At 38.9% G+C, this 18,395-nt stretch carries 15 protein-coding genes; all 15 read left to right on the top strand.

Annotation, left to right across the window (positions count from 1 at the left end):
* The first annotated feature begins 7 nt into the window (after nucleotides 1–7).
* The 15 genes from AAAT26_RS08265 (at nucleotide 8) to AAAT26_RS08195 (ending at nucleotide 18,366) form a co-directional block, all read left to right on the top strand.
* Entirely contained in the window at nucleotides 8–775 is a 768-nt protein-coding gene (locus tag AAAT26_RS08265; protein ID WP_123138497.1) for a type III pantothenate kinase, read from the top strand.
* A gap of 94 nt (nucleotides 776–869) precedes the next feature.
* Complete coding sequence (gene dusB / locus AAAT26_RS08260) at nucleotides 870–1,865, top strand: tRNA dihydrouridine synthase DusB (RefSeq protein WP_123138498.1); 996 nt, start codon at nucleotides 870–872, stop codon at nucleotides 1,863–1,865.
* A gap of 114 nt (nucleotides 1,866–1,979) precedes the next feature.
* Entirely contained in the window at nucleotides 1,980–2,453 is a 474-nt protein-coding gene (gene greA, locus AAAT26_RS08255; RefSeq protein WP_004695428.1) for a transcription elongation factor GreA, read from the top strand.
* Nucleotides 2,454–2,482: 29 nt separating this feature from the next.
* Nucleotides 2,483–4,000 carry a lysine--tRNA ligase gene (lysS, locus tag AAAT26_RS08250; protein ID WP_123138499.1) on the top strand — a complete coding sequence of 506 codons (1,518 nt, stop codon included), beginning with the start codon at nucleotides 2,483–2,485 and terminating at the stop codon, nucleotides 3,998–4,000.
* Between the two features lie 591 nt (nucleotides 4,001–4,591).
* Entirely contained in the window at nucleotides 4,592–5,935 is a 1,344-nt protein-coding gene (locus AAAT26_RS08245; RefSeq protein ID WP_004695433.1) for an NCS2 family permease, read from the top strand.
* A 100-nt stretch (nucleotides 5,936–6,035) separates the two neighbouring features.
* Nucleotides 6,036–7,316 carry a guanine deaminase gene (gene guaD, locus AAAT26_RS08240; protein ID WP_118091606.1) on the top strand — a complete coding sequence of 427 codons (1,281 nt, stop codon included), beginning with the start codon at nucleotides 6,036–6,038 and terminating at the stop codon, nucleotides 7,314–7,316.
* Nucleotides 7,317–7,557: 241 nt separating this feature from the next.
* Nucleotides 7,558–8,511, top strand: a complete 954-nt coding sequence (locus tag AAAT26_RS08235; protein WP_004695437.1) for a cation diffusion facilitator family transporter — start codon at nucleotides 7,558–7,560, stop codon at nucleotides 8,509–8,511.
* Nucleotides 8,512–8,636: 125 nt separating this feature from the next.
* On the top strand, nucleotides 8,637–9,917 hold the full coding sequence (serS, locus tag AAAT26_RS08230; RefSeq protein WP_004695438.1) for a serine--tRNA ligase: 1,281 nt from the start codon (nucleotides 8,637–8,639) through the stop codon (nucleotides 9,915–9,917).
* A gap of 13 nt (nucleotides 9,918–9,930) precedes the next feature.
* Complete coding sequence (gene fsa, locus AAAT26_RS08225) at nucleotides 9,931–10,575, top strand: fructose-6-phosphate aldolase (protein WP_058948504.1); 645 nt, start codon at nucleotides 9,931–9,933, stop codon at nucleotides 10,573–10,575.
* A 59-nt stretch (nucleotides 10,576–10,634) separates the two neighbouring features.
* Nucleotides 10,635–11,597: a class II fructose-bisphosphatase gene (glpX, locus tag AAAT26_RS08220; RefSeq protein WP_004695442.1), complete on the top strand. Its 963-nt coding sequence runs from the start codon at nucleotides 10,635–10,637 to the stop codon at nucleotides 11,595–11,597.
* A 201-nt stretch (nucleotides 11,598–11,798) separates the two neighbouring features.
* The gene (murA, locus tag AAAT26_RS08215) at nucleotides 11,799–13,064 is read left to right on the top strand and encodes a UDP-N-acetylglucosamine 1-carboxyvinyltransferase (protein ID WP_278472520.1); all 1,266 of its coding nucleotides are present in this window, start codon (nucleotides 11,799–11,801) and stop codon (nucleotides 13,062–13,064) included.
* Complete coding sequence (locus tag AAAT26_RS08210; RefSeq protein WP_012864056.1) at nucleotides 13,045–14,430, top strand: rod shape-determining protein; 1,386 nt, start codon at nucleotides 13,045–13,047, stop codon at nucleotides 14,428–14,430. The genes murA and AAAT26_RS08210 overlap by 20 nt, the downstream gene beginning before the upstream one ends.
* A 227-nt stretch (nucleotides 14,431–14,657) precedes the next feature.
* Complete coding sequence (locus AAAT26_RS08205) at nucleotides 14,658–15,998, top strand: phosphodiester glycosidase family protein (RefSeq protein WP_278472518.1); 1,341 nt, start codon at nucleotides 14,658–14,660, stop codon at nucleotides 15,996–15,998.
* An 88-nt stretch (nucleotides 15,999–16,086) separates the two neighbouring features.
* Nucleotides 16,087–16,371 carry a biotin/lipoyl-containing protein gene (locus tag AAAT26_RS08200; protein ID WP_004695449.1) on the top strand — a complete coding sequence of 95 codons (285 nt, stop codon included), beginning with the start codon at nucleotides 16,087–16,089 and terminating at the stop codon, nucleotides 16,369–16,371.
* Between the two features lie 12 nt (nucleotides 16,372–16,383).
* Entirely contained in the window at nucleotides 16,384–18,366 is a 1,983-nt protein-coding gene (locus tag AAAT26_RS08195) for a SpoIVB peptidase S55 domain-containing protein (RefSeq protein ID WP_278472516.1), read from the top strand.
* The last annotated feature ends 29 nt before the right edge of the window (nucleotides 18,367–18,395 follow it).

Below are 18,395 nucleotides of genomic sequence, written 5' to 3'. Positions count from 1 at the left end.
GGCATTAATGTTATTAGTAATTGATGTGGGAAACACCAATATTGTTCTCGGTGTATACGACAAGACAGAACTTGTGGGTCACTGGCGTATTTCCACAGATCGGGTTCGTACCACCGATGAATATGGCATGCTGATGATGAACTTATTCTTTCACGACCGTAAGGTTGATGTAAAAGATATTAATGCTATCATTATCTCCTCGGTTGTACCACCATTAATGCCTACATTAGAGCGCGTGTGTTTGCGCTACTTTAATGTAAATCCTCTTATTGTAGGACCAGGCACTAAAACTGGCATCGCTATTAAGTATGATAATCCTCGTGAAGTAGGGGCTGACCGTATTGTAAATGCCGTAGCAGCACATGAGCTTTATAAGGGCGATTTAATTATCATCGATTTTGGTACGGCTACTACCTATTGTGCGGTACAAGGTAATGGTGATTATATGGGCGGGGTTATTAGTCCAGGGGTAACCATTTCTGCAGAAGCTCTATTTCAACGGGCAGCCAAATTGCCTCGTATCGATGTGAGAGATCCGGGGCAAGTCATTTGCCGAAATACGGTGTCTTCTATGCAATCTGGTATGTTCTACGGTTATGTAGGGCAAGTAGAAGGACTCGTGTCTCGTATGAAAGCAGAAATGGGAAATCATGTAACTGTAGTGGCTACAGGTGGTTTGGCACAACTTATTAGCAGTGCTACAGACTGTATTGACCATGTAGAACCTATGCTTACATTAGAAGGCTTACGCCTTATTTACGAAAGAAATAAATAATGCTACTATAATATAGTTACGTATATGTAACGAAGTAGTGTACATTCGGGTACAGCTTATGCTGTACCTTTTTTATTAGGGGATATAGAATTATATGAATAATAAACAGTGGCAAATTGGGGCTGTCAAAATTGATGGTCAAGCCATATTAGCGCCTATGGCAGGGGTTAGCGATATTGCGTATCGACTACTGGCTAAAGAACATGGTGCAGCCTTGGTATGTACCGAAATGGTCAGTGCTATGGGCATTAAATATAAGAATGAACGTACTCATGAATTATTGCGCATTGAAGATGCAGAACGTCCTGTATCCATGCAAATTTTTGGCTCTAATCCAGAAGCAATCGCTTTGGGGGCTAAGGTTGTGGCCGATGCGGGTGCCGATATTGTAGATATAAACATGGGCTGTCCTGTAAAAAAGGTAGTTACCTCTGGCGATGGTTCGGCACTTATGAAAAATCCTGATCTAGCGGCGCGTGTTGCAGAAGCTGCTGTTGAGGCTGTTGATGTACCTGTTACTGTAAAAATGCGTATCGGTTGGGATAGTGACTCTATTAATGTCGTGGATTTTGCAAAACGCATTGAGTCTACAGGTGTGGCTGCTATTGCCGTACATGGGCGTACAAAGGAGCAAATGTATAGTGGACATGCGGACTGGTCTTATATTAAAGCTGTGAAAGAAGCGGTATCTGTACCTGTACTTGGCAATGGTGATATTGTGGAGCCTGAAGATGCTAAGCAAATGCTTGATGAAACAGGCTGTGACGCTGTAATGATAGGGCGTGGGGCACAAGGGAACCCTTGGATATTTGATCGCATTCACCACTATCTAGCTACTGGTGAAGTGTTACCTGCACCGACCGATATAGAGCGTCTAGATATGTTATTAAAGCATTTTGACTTGTTATGCCAATACAAGGGTGAAAGTATGGCCGTTAAGGAGATACGCACTCATGCGGGCTGGTATATGAAGGGACTTCCGGAATCTGCATATTGGCGCAATCGAGTGAATACAATTCATACTGTAACGAGCTTTCACAATGAGCTAGAATCATATCGCAAAATACTGTCTGAAGGGGAGTCAGATTGACAAATAAATAGTATTTTTATATAATGATTGAGATAATTTAGAAACAAGAGATAAGGTGTCATCTTATTATGACACTTTTTCTTATTATTTATATGTAGAAAGAGTGGGGTACCCATGGCAGACGTAAAAGAAACATTACTCACCGCCGAAGGTTTAAAGAAGTTAGAAGAAGAATTAGCGTACTATAAATCTGTACGTCGTATTGAAGTATCTGAACGTATTAAAACTGCTATTGAATATGGCGATATAAGTGAAAACTCTGAATATGATGATGCAAAAAATGAACAAGCTTTTATTGAAGGTCATATTGTAGAGTTAGAGAATAAGATTAACACTGCGAAGATTATCGATGAATCTGTAAAAGGTGACGTTGTATCTGTAGGTAGTAAAGTTACTGTACTTGACACTATGTACAACGATGAATTGGAATATGTTATCGTTGGTTCCTCTGAAGCGGATCCATTTAACAATCGTATCTCTAATGAATCTCCTGTAGGTAAAGCTATTTTGGGTAAACGTAAGGGCGATGAAGTAGAGGTTTCCACACCAGATGGTCCTGTAACATTCAAAGTGTTAGCAATCCAATAATTTACAATTACCGACAAAGAGGCGATAACATGAGTGAAGAAATTAAAAATATACAAGAAGAGCTGAATGAGCAAATGCAAATTCGCCGCGATAAATTAGCCGAATATGAAGCTGATGGTATTTACCCATTTGGCCAACGTTTTGTCGTAAAAGATTACGCAAAAGATATTAAAGAAGACTTCTTCTTGAAATATGATGGCCAGCCTGTAGTTATTGCAGGTCGTTTGATGACAATCCGTTCCCATGGTAAAACGGCATTTGCGAATATTCGTGATAAATCAGGTGATATTCAAGTATACTTCCGTAAAGATGTATTGGGCGAAGATGCTTATAAATACGTTAAAATGCTTGATATCGGTGATATCATCGGCATAGAAGGTCACGTATTTAAAACGCATACCGGTGAAGTTACCATTAAAGTTAACAAATTAACATTGTTATCTAAGTCTTTACGTCCACTACCAGAAAAATGGCATGGATTAAAGGATACAGAACTTCGTTACCGTCAACGTTATGTTGATTTGATTGTAAATCCTGAAGTGCGTGATACATTTGTAAAACGCTCTCAAATCGTTGCTAAGATTCGCGAATACATGATGCGTGATGGCTTCATGGAAGTGGAAACACCGATGATGCATGCTATCCCTGGTGGAGCTGCTGCACGTCCATTTATCACTCACCATAATGCGCTTGATATCGATATTTACATGCGTATTGCACCAGAATTGTATCTCAAACGTTTAATCGTTGGTGGTATGGACCGCGTGTTCGAAATGAACCGTTGCTTCCGTAACGAAGGTATCGATAATCGTCATAATCCAGAATTTACTACTATCGAATCATACCAAGCCTATGGAGATGTAGAGGATGCGATTCGCTTAACAGAAAATCTTGTGTCCTACTGTGCTCAAGAAGTACTTGGTACACAAGAAATTACATACCAAGGTACAGAAATTAATTTGACTCCTCCTTGGAATCGTATCACAATGGCTGAAGGTGTAAAAAAATACACTGGTGAAGATTTTGATGCAGTCACAACTATAGAAGAAGCTCGTGCTATTGCTGATCGCTTAAATGTAGAATACACAGAAAATGATGGTATTGGTAAAATCTTAAATCTTTGCTTTGAAGATTATGTAGAAGAAAACTTGATTCAGCCAACTATCGTATATGGTCACCCTAAAGAGATTTCTCCACTTGCTAAAGCAAGTCGTGAAAATCCATTGGCTACAGAACGTTTTGAAGCTTTCATCTATGGTCGTGAATTGGCAAATGGCTTCTCCGAGTTAAATGATCCAATCGACCAAAAACAACGTTTCTTGGATCAATTGAAAGAACGTGAAGCGGGTGACGATGAAGCTCATCGTATGGATGAGGATTTCGTTACTGCTCTTGAGTACGGCTTGCCTCCAACAGCTGGTCTTGGTGTTGGTATCGACCGTCTTGTTATGTTCTTAACAGACTCTGCATCTATTCGAGATGTATTATTGTTCCCGTTGATGAAACCAGAAGCTCCTAAGCATTTTGAAGCTGAAGAAGCAGAATAATAATCGACACTATTAAGGCTCCCTATTCTTTGAGTAGGGAGCTTTTTATATATTTATGAAATAGTTAGTATCATATAAAAATCATTTTAAACCTGTTACTACGATACTGCCTTTAAATATGTATTGAAACATGAATGCTATATGTAATTTTATACGATGGATTAATGGAGTGGTTAATATGTTGAGCTCCTGTACCAGTCTATAAGTATATAACAAAATTAACGATATAAAGTCTATAGAAAATAATTTCTAGGATAAAAAAATAGTTTATGATTATTCATCAATTGTTATTGACAGTGTATAAAAATAATTTTATACTAAGTGTGAGATGTGGTATTTACATAATATATATGATATAAATTCATGCATATAAAGTTTTTCTTATTTATCTTTGCTTTATCGAATCTGAATGTGATGATATAGATTAACTGTATAGAACTACTACATACCTTGTATAACCTTGACGGGATGGGTCAAGTCTCTCTAGCGTGAACCGAGATTTACGGCTACAAGAGCTTATTTATGATGCTCTTGTAGCCGTTTTTTTATTTAACTAAATTTATATTTCTAAAAGTTTAGGAGGTAAGTGCGATGAGTTCAATGGATTATGAAAGAGGTAATCAAGCCAATGGTTGTCTTGATCGGTTTTTCAAGTTAACCAAACATGGAACATCAGTAAAGACTGAGATTTTTGCGGGTATTACAATGTTTATTGCATCAGTATACATTCTGGCAGTAATACCCAATCTATTATCTGTATCAGGAATGCCTCATGGTAGTGCTGTAGCGGCTGTAATTTTAACAACTGCCTTTGCGACAATGCTAATAGGTTTTGTTGCTAATGTTCCGGTTATCGTAGCACCTGGACTTGGCCTAAGTGCATTTTTCTCGTATACCATTTGTGGTGCTATGGGCCTTAGTTGGCAAACTGCATTAGGTGCCGTTTTTATTTCCGGTACAGTTTTTGTTATTTTAACAGTTACTAAAGTTCTTAATAAAATAGTAGATGGTATTCCACAAGTGCTGAAAACCTCTATTGGCGTAGGTATTGGTTTATTCGTTGCCTTCATTGGCTTTAAAAATGCTCATATAATTATTTCTGATAATGCTACATTTGTAACCCTTGGGAACATGAAAGATCCTGCAGTACTATTAACATTGTTAGGCTTGTTTATTACAAGTATTTTATTAGCTAAGCAGGTTAAGGGTGGATTGTTAATTGGTATGGCCTTCACTACGATTTTGGCTATGGTGTTAGGTTTGACTAAGGTTCCTATATCTAGTTCGGATATCTTTAACTTGGTACCACCATTTCCAGTAGACACATTTGGTCAACTTGATGTAATGAGTGCTATTGGGTATGGCTTTTTCTCCATTATCTTCTCCATTACTATTGTGGATATGTTCGATAATATCGGTACATTGATTGGTGTAACGAGAAAAGCAAACTTAGTAAATGAAGAAGGGAAATTTGAAGGTTTGAATCGTGCCTTGCTATGTACGTCTATTGGTGCCGCAGCAGGTGCCGTTGTAGGTACCTCTACAGTTACTTCTTATATTGAAAGTGCGGCAGCCGTTGCTGATGGTGGTCGCACAGGTCTTACGGCAGTAGTAACTGGCCTTTTATACTTGGTATCTTTATTCTTTGCACCATTGTTCTTATTGGTACCGGTACAAGCGACTGCACCTGTACTGATTACTATTGGCGTATTTATGATGAGTGAGGTAACGCATATTGATTTTACTGATTTCACGGAAGCATTGCCTGCGTTCTTAACAATTCTTCTTATGCCATTAACATTTAGTATTGCTCAAGGTTTATCCTTTGGTTTTATTTCTTATACATTAATTAAATTGGCAACAGGTCGTCATCATGAAATTCATCCTATTATGTACATCATGACTGTGGCGTTCATCATTCACTTTGCTATTTAAATAGCATATACTATGAATCATATAGCATAGTCTTTAAACGAAAATCTAGCGTAGTATATGGGCGCAGTACTTTAGGGCTCTAATCACGTGAGGAGGTTATATGAATTCAACGATTATTTTAAAAGGAAATATATTATATACACCGAATCCATCAGCACTTGTATCTATTCAACAGGGTTATGTTATTGCTGTAGATGGGGTGGTTGTTCATTGTGGTGAAAGTATTCCTACAGTTTATACAGAGTATGATGTTGTTGATTACGGTGATAATCTCATTATTCCTGGTTTTGTGGATACCCATGCGCATGCACCACAATATTGTAATCGTGGACTTGGTATGGATAAGGAACTGTTACCATGGCTTGAAACTTATACATTTCCTGAAGAGGCAAAATTTATTGATCCTGACTATGCTCGTCTAGTATATGGTGCCTTTGTTCACGATTTATGGCGCAATGGTACGACGAGAAGTATTTTGTTTGGCACAATCCATAAAGACAGCACATTGGTGTTGATGGAGCTTTTACAAAAAGCAGGATTGTCAGCTTATGTGGGTAAGGTAAACATGGACCGTAATAGTCCGGAATTTTTGATTGAAGAAACGAATCAATCATTAGCTGATACTAAAGTATGGTTAGATACATCAGCTCAATTTGGACCTTTAGTTAAACCTATTATTACACCGCGCTTTGTACCATCTTGTACGAGTGAACTCATGACAGGACTTGCTAAATTAGCGAAAGAATACGATGTTCCTGTTCAATCTCATTTGTCGGAAAATCACGGCGAAATTGATTGGGTCGCATCATTACATCCTGAGTCGTCAAACTATACAGATGTGTACTATGAACATCATTTGATGGGTACCGTGCCAACTGTAATGGCCCATTGCATTCATTTGAGTGACGTAGAAATGGATCGCATGGCTGAAACGCAGACCATGGTATCTCATTGTCCATATTCGAATGTAAATCTTTCTAGCGGAATTGCACCGATTCGTAAGCTGATTGAGCGGAATATACCAATTGGTTTAGGCTCCGATATTTCTGGTGGACATATTGTATCGATGGCAAAGGTCCTTACTGAAGCTATTGGTCTATCGAAAATGAAATGGGCTGAAGTAGACCCAAACTATGCACCTCTTACCTTGAGTGAAGCCTTCTATATGGCTACCAAGGGTGGTGGACAATTTTTTGGCCACGTTGGAAGCTTTGAAAAAGGCTATGAGTTAGATGCCCTTATTATCGATGATACGTCCTTATTTGACCCAAATGAACGTTCTTTGGAAGAGCGTTTAGAGCGCTGGCTATATGTAGGGGATGATCGTCATATTATTGAACGCTATGTAGCTGGTCGCGTAGTTCCGAGTCCAAAAGGGTAAAGTTTATATCTTACAGAAAAAAATACTGATATATTTAAAGCAGCTAGTTTGTATACCCTTCAAACTAGCTGCTTTTCGGTGCTTCTTTTAGAACCTGACCGAGGTGTTAGATAAACTTTGGATTATGATTTATAGTAGGTTTTATAGCTTTTCTGTTTATATTACTGAACAGGGCGATTTTGCTCATCAATTCACTTGGTGTATAATAAAAAAATGTACAAATTAAGAAAGTGGGGGCTTAATGGATATATTAGGAGCAAGACGCTCTATTGAACAAAAGCTATTAATGCAATCTGTTGCTTTGATGGCGCTAGTTGCGGTGAGCGGCACTGTGATGGGGATTGTAACGGGATCTAGTGCAGTGTTGTTAGATGGGGTATTCTCCTTCGTTGATGTTGTTATTAAGATTATGATGCTTATGACAGCTAAGTTAGTTGCTAGAGAAACGAGTAAGCGATTCCAATTCGGTTTTTGGCAATTTGAACCTCTGGTGCTCGCCGTGGAGGGCTTTTTTATTCTTCTCATAGTAATTTATGCCTTATCTAGTGGGATTACAGATCTTTTGTCTGGTGGACGTCACGTAGACTTCGGGCCAGCTATTTTCTATGCTATATTCTTTACTGTTGCGGATACTGCTTACTATCTTTATGTACGTCGTATTAATAAAAGTTTGCAGTCTAACTTAATTAAATTTGATAATGTAAGCTGGTATGTCGATGCTTTGTTAGAAGCGGCTATCTTGATTAGTTTCGTTGTAGCTACTATGCTAGAAAGTACTGAATATGCTAGATGGGCTACTTATATTGACCCTATTGTATTAATTATTTTAGCGGTACAGATGATACCCTCTGCATTTCGTATCATTGTGCCATCCATGAAACAAATATTAGGATGGGCACCAACTTCATTGCATAATGAAGTGCAAGAAATTATGGATCGATTTATGGAAAAGTATAATTTTAAAGATTATGTGACGAGCGTGCAAGTATATGGCAATACTCGAATCATTGAAATTGATATTTTAGTTCCTAAAAGTTTTCCATATCAAACCATTGCTGAAATTGATGCTATTCGCAATGAAATTGACCAAGAAATCGGCGGTAACCCAACGGAAAAATGGGTGACCATTTCTTTTACAGGCACGCGTAAATGGATGGCAAAAGATTATTTGCTAGATGAAGAAGAGGATGAATAATATAAAATATTGGTGAGAAGTCTAGTATATAGCACATAATTTAATGATAAATACACCAATATATGGTATACTTAAACGTATTGAATATATTGTGCGTAACATAGTTGGAAAATGAGGTTTATAGTATGTTAGATTTAAAATTTGTCCGTGAAAATATTGATTTAGTGCAACAAAATTTAGATAATCGTCATACAAAAGGCGATCTGAAAACCTTTGTATCCGCTTATGATGAACGTCGTCAATTGATCGGTCGAGTAGAAGAATTAAAAGCGCTTCGCAATTCTGTAACAGAAGAAATTAGCAAATTAAAACGCAACAAAGAAAATGCTGATGAAAAAATCGCAGAAATGAAAAAAGTAGGCGATGAGATTGCTGAGTTTGATAACCGTATTCGCGAAGTGGAAACAAAATTGCGCGATGCGGCATTGATGTTGCCAAATATGTGTGATGCATCTGTTCCTGTAGGGGCCGATGAAGATGAAAATGTGGAGCAACGCAAATGGGGCGAACCACGTCAATTTAATTTTGATGTACAGGCTCATTGGGATTTAGGTGAAAGCCTCGATATCCTTGATTTCAATCGTGCAGGCAAAATGAGTGGAGCTCGCTTTACTGTGTATAAGGGGTTAGGGGCTCGTTTGGAACGCGCTCTTATCAACTTCATGGTGGATCTTCATGTAGATAAACATGGCTATACTGAAATGATGACTCCATATATGGTAACACGTGAAACTTTGACGGGCACTGGGCAATTGCCTAAATTTGCTGAAGATATGTACCATGTAGAGGGAACGGAATATTTCTTGATTCCAACTGCTGAGGTTACATTGACTAATTATCACGGTGGTGAAATTTTGAGCGAAGAGGAATTGCCTAAATACTATACTGCATTCACCGCATGTTTCCGTGCTGAAGCGGGTTCCGCGGGGCGTGATACTCGTGGCCTTATTCGACAACATCAATTTAACAAAGTTGAAATGGTTAAATTAGCTAAACCAGAAGATTCTTTCAAAGAATTAGAAACATTAACAGATAATGCAGAAGAAGTATTGCGCTTATTAGAATTACCGTTCCGTGTTATCACTCTGTGCACAGGTGATATGGGCTTTGGTTCTGCTAAAACCTATGATGTAGAGGTGTGGATGCCTGCACAAGGCAAGTATAGAGAAATTTCCTCTTGCTCTAATATGACTGATTTCCAAGCTCGTCGTGCTAATATTAAATTCCGTCGTGGACCTAAGGGTAAACCGGAATTTGTTCATACATTAAATGGATCTGGCCTTGCAGTAGGGCGTACAGTAGCTGCTATCTTGGAAAACTATCAACAAGCCGATGGGTCCGTTGTAATTCCAAAAGTTCTCGTGCCATACATGGGTGGCGTTGAAGTGATTTCACCGGCTAAATAAGAGGGGGCATTTTATGAGATTCTTTATTGATACAGCAGAATTTGATGAGATTAAAGAGGCCTATGATTTTGGTTTTATTGATGGCGTAACTACAAACCCATCGCTTATCGTGAAAGCTAAACGCGATTTGAAACAAGTTATTTCTGAAATTGTAAACCTTGTTGATGGACCTGTTAGCGCAGAGGTTATTTCCTCTGATGCTGAAGGCATGGTGGCGGAAGCACATGACCTTGTGAAATTAGGCTCTAATGTGGTTATTAAAGTTCCTATGACTCCAGAAGGTCTTAAAGCCGTTGCTATTTTGAGCAAAGAAGGCATTAAAACGAATGTGACTTTGATTTTTTCTGCAAACCAAGCCTTATTAGCTGCTCGTGCAGGTGCAAGTTATGTGAGTCCATTTGTGGGTCGTATTGATGATATCAGCATGGATGGTCTTACATTGATTCAAGATATTACAGATATTTTCGCTATTCATGAAATTGAAACTGAAATTATTGCTGCAAGTGTGAGAACTCCGCTGCATATTATTCAATGTGCTAAAGCAGGTGCTCATATTGCAACTGTTCCATTTAAAGTACTCATGCAAGCTATGAAACATCCGTTGACTGATGCAGGACTTGCAAAATTTATGGAAGATTGGAAACAAGCTAATCAATAAGTTAGAGACTCTAGGTAAGAGTCATATCAATACATAGAGGACTTATAAGGAGGCCCATTATGGATCGTACATTATCTTTGGAATTTGCTCGTGTCGTTGAAGCCGCAGCTTTGCGTAGCGGTCGTTTGCTTGGCCGTGGGCAAAAGGATGCAGCCGATGGTCTTGCTGTAGATGCTATGCGTCAAGCGTTTGATTCTGTTCGCATTTCTGGTACTGTGGTTATCGGAGAAGGCGAAATTGATGAAGCTCCTATGCTTTATATCGGAGAACACGTAGGTGCTGGCGGACCAGAAGTAGATATCGCTGTTGATCCTATTGAAGGGACAAACTTGATTGCTAAAGGTCAAAATGGTGCTATTGCAGTTATGGCGATTGCAGAAAAAGGTGGCTTGTTACATGCACCGGATATGTACATGGAGAAACTTTGTGTTGGTCCTCGAGGTGCAGGTGCTATCGATATTACGAAATCTTTGACCGAAAATATCAAAAATGTAGCGGCTAAAATGGAACGTAATGTAGATGAAATCACGTTGGTTATGCTTGATCGTGAGCGTCATCAAGGCTTGATGAAAGAGGCTCGTGAAGTAGGGGCTCGTATTATGCTCATTTCTGATGGTGATGTTAATCCAGCTATGGAATGTTGTATCGAAGGTTCTGGGGTGCACATGGTTGTAGGTACTGGTGGTGCACCTGAAGGTGTATTAGCGGCTGCAGCCTTAAAATGTGTAGGCGGCGATATGCAAGCTCGCTTAAAACCAGAAACGGAAGAAGAAATTCGTCGTTGCCATGAAATGGGCATTGCCGATGTAAACCAAGTGCTCACATTAAATGATTTAGTTCGTACTGATGATGTTATTTTTGCGGCTACTGCCATTACACGTGGTAACTTATTAAATCCAATTCAATATTTCCCAGGTGGTGCGCGTACACATACTATTGTGATGCGGTCTAAAACTGGTACGGTTCGTTTCCTTGATACAGTGCATATGGATCATAAACTTAAAACATTAAAAGCTAAATAAGAATAAAGCCCTGAAATATACTCAAAAATTTGGCACAAATTTTTGAGATATATTCAGGGCTTTTTTTTCTTTGTATTTTCTCTCATTCTCTTGATGAGATATATCGAAAAATAGTATAATAACATTTAGTATATGACGTTATAAATACAAGGTCTTGTAGCTTATACAAGATGAACGATATAAAGTGTAGGAGGAATTCTGTTGGAAAAGTTAATCATTCAAGGTGGCAATCGATTGGAAGGACGTGTACGTGTTAGTAGTGCTAAAAATGCAGTACTCCCTATTATTGCCGGTACTTTGCTAGCATCAACGCCTAGTAAATTGCTTGAAATTCCAAATTTAGAAGATGTAGGCACGATTTGCCAAGTTATCGAGTCTTTGGGGGTTAAAATCGCTCGTAATAATGCAGATGGTGAAATTGTTTTTGATGCTTCTACATTGACTGCTACGGAAGCTCCTTATGAACTTGTACGTAAAATGCGTGCATCCTTCCTTGTCATGGGTCCACTTTTGGCTCGTAAAGGGGAGGCTAAAATCTCAATGCCTGGTGGATGTGCTATCGGTGCACGCCCCATTGATCTTCACTTAAAAGCATTTGAAGCATTAGGTGCAAAAATTGAAATTACTGAAGATTACGTATATGCTCATGCACCGGAAGGACTTAAAGGGACTCAAATTTATTTGGATTTTCCAAGTGTGGGGGCTACAGAGAATGTAATTATGGCTGCTTCTATGGCGAAAGGTAAAACCGTTATCGAAAATGCTGCAGAAGAGCCTGAAATTGTTGATTTAGCTACATTCTTAAATGCTATGGGTGCTAATATTCGCGGAGCTGGTACAAATGTGATTCGTATTGAAGGTGTACCTCAATTACACGGTGCTATTCATACAGTTATTCCTGACCGCATTGAAGCTGGTACATATTTAATCGCAGCTGCTATGGCAGGTGGTGATGTATTCGTAGAAAATGCATTGCCAGAACATCTAAAACCAGTAGTGGCTAAATTAAAGGAAGCTGGTGTAACAGTAGAGGAAGAAATCGACGGCATTCGCGTTATCAGTAGTGGTAAAGGTATTAAAGCTGTGGACATTAAAACATTGCCATACCCTGGATTCCCAACAGATATGCAAGCTCAATTTATGGCTCTTACTACGATTGCGGAAGGCACTAGTACAGTAACAGAAACTGTATTTGAAAATCGTTTTATGCATGTTGCTGAACTTCGTAAAATGGGGGCGCATATTGACATCGACAATCGTCAAGCTATTGTCGAAGGTATGCCAAGCTTACATGGGGCTATAGTAAATGCTACTGATTTGCGTGCTGGAGCGGCGCTTGTATGTGCTGCATTGACTGCAGAAGGTAGAACAGAAGTCGGTCGTTTACATCATATTGACCGAGGTTATGATGATTTTGTAGGTAAATTGCAAAGGTTAGGTGCTGATATTGTTCGGGTTGACGAATAAGAGTACACAGCCAAAACAAAATAAAAAGAAAAGAAGCCGGCGCTCTAAAGGGCCGGCTTTATACAACGAGCAACAGAACTTAGGTGCTGCAAAGGTTGAAAATTCGAAAGTGAGTACTACACGCAAACCATTGAGAAGGACAAAACGTAAGTCTACTAAGCTTTCAAATGGCGTGGCAAAGCAAGCTAATCATTTGGCCTCCAATATGCGTGAGACCATGATTAAAGTTACAAAAATGCGCCGTGCTGAACGACGTAGTCGTGAGACTGTAGCGATTGCTAAAACAACACCAGCCATGACATTAAAACGTTTAGTTCGACCTGAGCAAGTTGGGGATTTTATGAGTCGTTTAAATCGATCCTTAAACTTCGATTTGGGAATTGATTTAGGGACTGCAAATATCCTCATTTTTGCGAAGGGTAAAGGCTTGGTATTAGATGAACCTGCGTATATTGCACGGGATGATAAAACTGGTGATATTCTTGCTTTAGGTGAGGCTGCACGTTCTATGGTGGGCCGTACTCCAAAAGGGATTTCCGTCATCCGTCCAGTTCAAGCGGGCGTTATTGCAGATTATGATATGACAGAATTCATGTTGAAGTACTTTATTCGCTCCGTTGTACCTGCTTCTAGATTGATGAAGACGCGTATTATTGTATGTGTTCCGTCGGGCATTACACCAGTTGAAAAACGCGCTATTTTGGAAGCTTTACTCAGAACTGGTGCAAAAAAGACAGTCCTTATTGAAGAACCATTGGCTGCTGCTATGGGGACTGGTCTCAATGATGCTAAGCACGTAGGGGCGATGGTTGTCGATGTTGGCGGTGGCACTACGGATATTGCCGTTCTTTGTGATACGGGTGTAGTTGTAAGTGAATCACTTCGTATCGGTGGAGATTCTTTTAACGAATCTATTATTCGCTATATCCGTCGTAAGAAACGCTTGGTTATTGGTCCGCTAACAGCAGAGAAAATTAAAATTTCTGTAGGGACTGTGGATCGCCGTGCAAAGGAGCGCACGATTGAGGTACGAGGACGAGATTCAAGTTCTGGATTACCAAAGATGGTCGCGGTGAATTCTTTAGAGATTCAACGTGCTCTAGAAGCACAAGTGATGAATGTTTTGGAAGGCGTTAAGTCTATTCTAGAAAAAACTCCACCGGAACTTGTGGCCGCTATCAACGATCATGGTATTATTCTTACTGGTGGTGGCGCGCTCATCGATGGATTAGACCGTGTTATTACACGTTCTATTGGAATCGCGGCATACCTTGTAGAATCTCCAAGATATGCAGTAATTAAAGGTGTTGCAAAGGCTTTAGATGAAATGTCACAGCTTCGTGATACATTAGATGAGTTACAATAATATAGTTACAATAATATACCATGATGATGTAAGCTTAAATTGACGAGGTTATGGTCTACAGTTATTCTATTTTATGTATGGAGTATCTTTAGACTGTAACCTCGTTTTTCGTTTATTTTTTGAATTTTTCATCTTTATGCTGTATACTATAGTAAAAGTATATTGCGTAAAATTGATGTAATGATATAAGGCCATTATTATGGTTTATAGCTATAGAGGAATTAAAGATGAAACGATATCTGTATATGACTTTTGCTGTTTTAGGTCTACTGGGTAGTACCGTTCCTCATGCTGAGGCCGGTAATTTAACAGGGGTGCGCGTATCTAATCATGAAGGTACAAGCCGAATTGTTTTAGATGTATCTGAAATGCCTGTATCTTGGACTCAATCCTATAATGAAGAAACACATGCTCTTACATTGAACTTAGGGGGTACTACAAATGGTTTAACTGGCCCCATATCACAAAATGATAAAAAAACGGGAGTTCTTAAAGGCATTGGCTTACAACCGGTTAATGGGGCCTTACGAGTAACATTAACAGCGAATAAGGATGTACAACATCATGAGTTTGCATTAGAAAAGCCTTCGCGTATAGTAGTGGATTTATTTTCTGGCTATGCGCAACAGACTACAAAAGATGTAAATAAATCTGTAACGTATAGCAAAATTAATAACACCGTAGCTGAAGGGAAAATTCAAGCCTTTGCATTGGCCGTAGATAATGATTCACCTATGGTGGTGGCGCATGTTCCAGAAGGTAAACCATTATCTTCTGTTACTCAAGCTCATACAGCTATCATTGGAGCAAAGGTAAAAGGGGGCAGTTTTGAACGACCTTACTCAGTGGCGAGTGATGGAGCCATTGATTTAGAGCGTATTTCTAATCGTGGTACGTTACGATATACGCCTAATAGAGGATATTTTATAGAAGAGAAAAAACCTTTACTTCAAGCTAAAACAAAGAATGAGAGTTTTGTAATCACCTCCGTTGATACGGTTCGTAAAGAGAATGCCTTGACCCTTTATACGTCAACTTATGGTCCTTCTACAAAGACCAATGAATATGGTTATGAAGTGACTGTAGTTAATGGCAAGGTTATTAGTAAACAAAAGGGAAATTCTAAAATTGGGGAAAACCAATACGTATTGTCTGGTCATGGCGAATCTGGAAGTGCTTTACGTAAATTAAAAGTTGGAACACCTATTACGATTCAAAATAGAGAAGAACTTGCTCAAGTTAGTACTACCGGTGGAGCTAGTTTAGAAGTGGGCACTATGGTGATGAAAGGCGGTCGCTATGTAGGTGCTGATGAATCTAATAACAAAGGTCGTAGCTTCATTGGAACCACAAAGGAACACGATTTAGTTGTGCTAACAGTTGATAAATCCGAACTTCAATCTGTAGGTGTGACTCAAAAAGAAGGAGCTCAGTTATTGTCTAAATTAGGTGTTGTTGATGGCGCTGAATTATCAAATCAAGGTAGCATTGATATAGTTATCAATGATGATTATGTACACAAATCTTCTGCACCTATGAGTTATGAGGATATAGTAATTATAAAATAGATTCGTTGCATACAATTCTGTTTGAAATATTACTAATAATTTAGTATACTATAAATACATAACTAATTTTGTAAAAGGAGGGATCGTTATGAAAAGAGTAGTGTTAGCTTTAGCTGCATTAGGCATTTTAAGTGTTAGCTCTGTAATGGCGGCCCCTGTATCATACCAAAGTGTATTAACAGGTAAAGTTGCTTCTACAGTTTCTGTTGGTACTTCTGTAACAGAAGGCCAAACATTGGTGACTGTAGAGACATTGGCTGGTCCTATGGCTGCTGCTAAATCTACTGTAACTGGTACTGTAACGGCGGTTAATGTTACAGTGGGTTCAGACGTTTCTCGTGATCAAATCGTTGTCACTGTAGAAAGTAAATAAAGGAGAGAAGGAATGAAGTTTTCTCATTCTTGGCGTCGGTATAGAAAAGCGATACTGGCGCTTTTCTTCTGTACTTCACTTACAACTGCACAGGCTATTGATTTTATGCCTGTCAATGATGTAACAACAGGTATGGAAGGTATTGCAAAAACTGTAATCGTAGGGGATACTATTTCCACCTTTGATGTAAAGGTACTGGGTGTCATGAAGGATAAGGGACCATCTGGTCATCTTATTTTAGCCAAGTTTTCCGGACCCGTTATGGATCAAACTGGTGGCATTGCGCATGGTATGAGTGGTAGCCCTGTATATATAAATGGTAAACTTGTTGGGGCTGTTGCTTATGGCTGGGGGTTTGCGGATGGTACGATAGGTATGATTACTCCTATTGAGGATATGGTCAAACTATGGAATATACCATATGAGAAAAACTTATCTAAACCTTGGGATGATACACAATTGATTCCTTTAGGTACTCCACTTATGGCGTATGGCTTCGATGCGGCATCAATGGAATACTTTAAATCGAAGTTACCACAATATAAATATGAAACATATGACACCGCAAGTGCTAGTGGTGATGAAATTGCAAAACCTTTAGAAGCTGGTGGCTCGGTAGCGGCTTTGCTAGTTGATGGTGACCTTAAATTGGGCGCTATTGGTACTGTTACTCATGTAGATGGTGAAAAGGTTGTTGCCTTTGGTCATCCATTCTTAAAACATGGTTCTTCTAACTATTTTATGCACAATGCAAGTATCTTTACCGTTGTAAAAAGCTATAATGCTGCCTTTAAGCTTGGCTCTATGGGTAAAGAGATTGGTTCTGTTACTGAAGATAGAGGTGCCGGTATTGCAGGTGTATCAGGCGTGATTTCGCCAGGTATTCCATTGCGATTCCATTTAAAGGATATTGATATGGGCCGTGATAGAACTAGTTCCGTCAAGGTTATTGAAGATGGTGAAATGACACCAACTTTAGCAGCTACAGCCTTATACAATATGTTGAATAAAACATTGGATCGCAGTGGCTCTGGTACGGCTACAATTTCTTATACTATTACGCCAAAAGGGAAAGAACATAAGCCATTAACGCGGACAAATATGTTCTACAGCTCTGATTCCATTAGTGAAAAAGCAGTTGATGAATTTTATAATGTCATTGATGTTCTTATGAACAATCGATTCATCAACTATGAAATTTCGGATATTTCGGTTGAAACCAACGTAACGCAAGATAAGAAAACAGCAAAGCTTATCGATGCTTCTGCTTCGTCTACTGTAGTTTCTCCTGGGGATACTATCGTAGTAGATGTAACATTAGAGCCGTTCCGCGGTGAAAAGGTTATTAAACAAATTTTCTTTAAGGTACCTGAAGATCAAGCTATTGGTAAATATACCTTAGAGGTGCGTGGCGGTGGCGAGATTCCATTGCCATACGTATTGGAAAAACAGAAATATAATTTAACAGATGAAATTTTACGCCGTTTGAAAGTTCATAAAGATTTTGATGAGCTTTATGATGAAATTCAAAAGACAGATACAAATAATCAAATCGTTGTAGAATTTTTGGAAGATGGTATCAGCTTAGTTGATGAAGATGGCTCTCAATCTGTTAAAAAGGCTAAGCTTAAAGATGTGGAATTAAAACCTATGCCAGGGGATGTAAAGAAAAAAACAGGTCAAGAAGATTTGAGTTCTAGTAAGGATGATGAAAAGAAACCTGAAAAGACTGCTGTTGATACTGAGTACATTGTGCAAGGTGATGGTCAATTTACGATTCATGTAATGAAGCCTGCTGATCGGGATAAAGAATTAGCAAAACGTGTCAAAGAAGCGAAACATCAGATTAAGATGGAACGCAAGTTAGAATTGGAAGATCAATCTAAAAAAGATAAAACGGATAAAGCTGAGTCTAAAAAGGATTCTAAAAAAGAGTCGAAAGAAACCAATAAAAAAGATGAGGCTAATGCTGGTGGAACAAATACAGCTGAATAAGTTGAAACTGTAAGGGAAAGGGATAGACT

The sequence above is a fragment of the Veillonella parvula genome (assembly GCF_040094895.1).
Lineage (GTDB): Bacteria > Bacillota > Negativicutes > Veillonellales > Veillonellaceae > Veillonella > Veillonella parvula_L.
The sequence above is the reverse complement of the archived record's forward strand: the minus strand, read 5'-3'. Positions and strand labels throughout refer to the sequence as shown.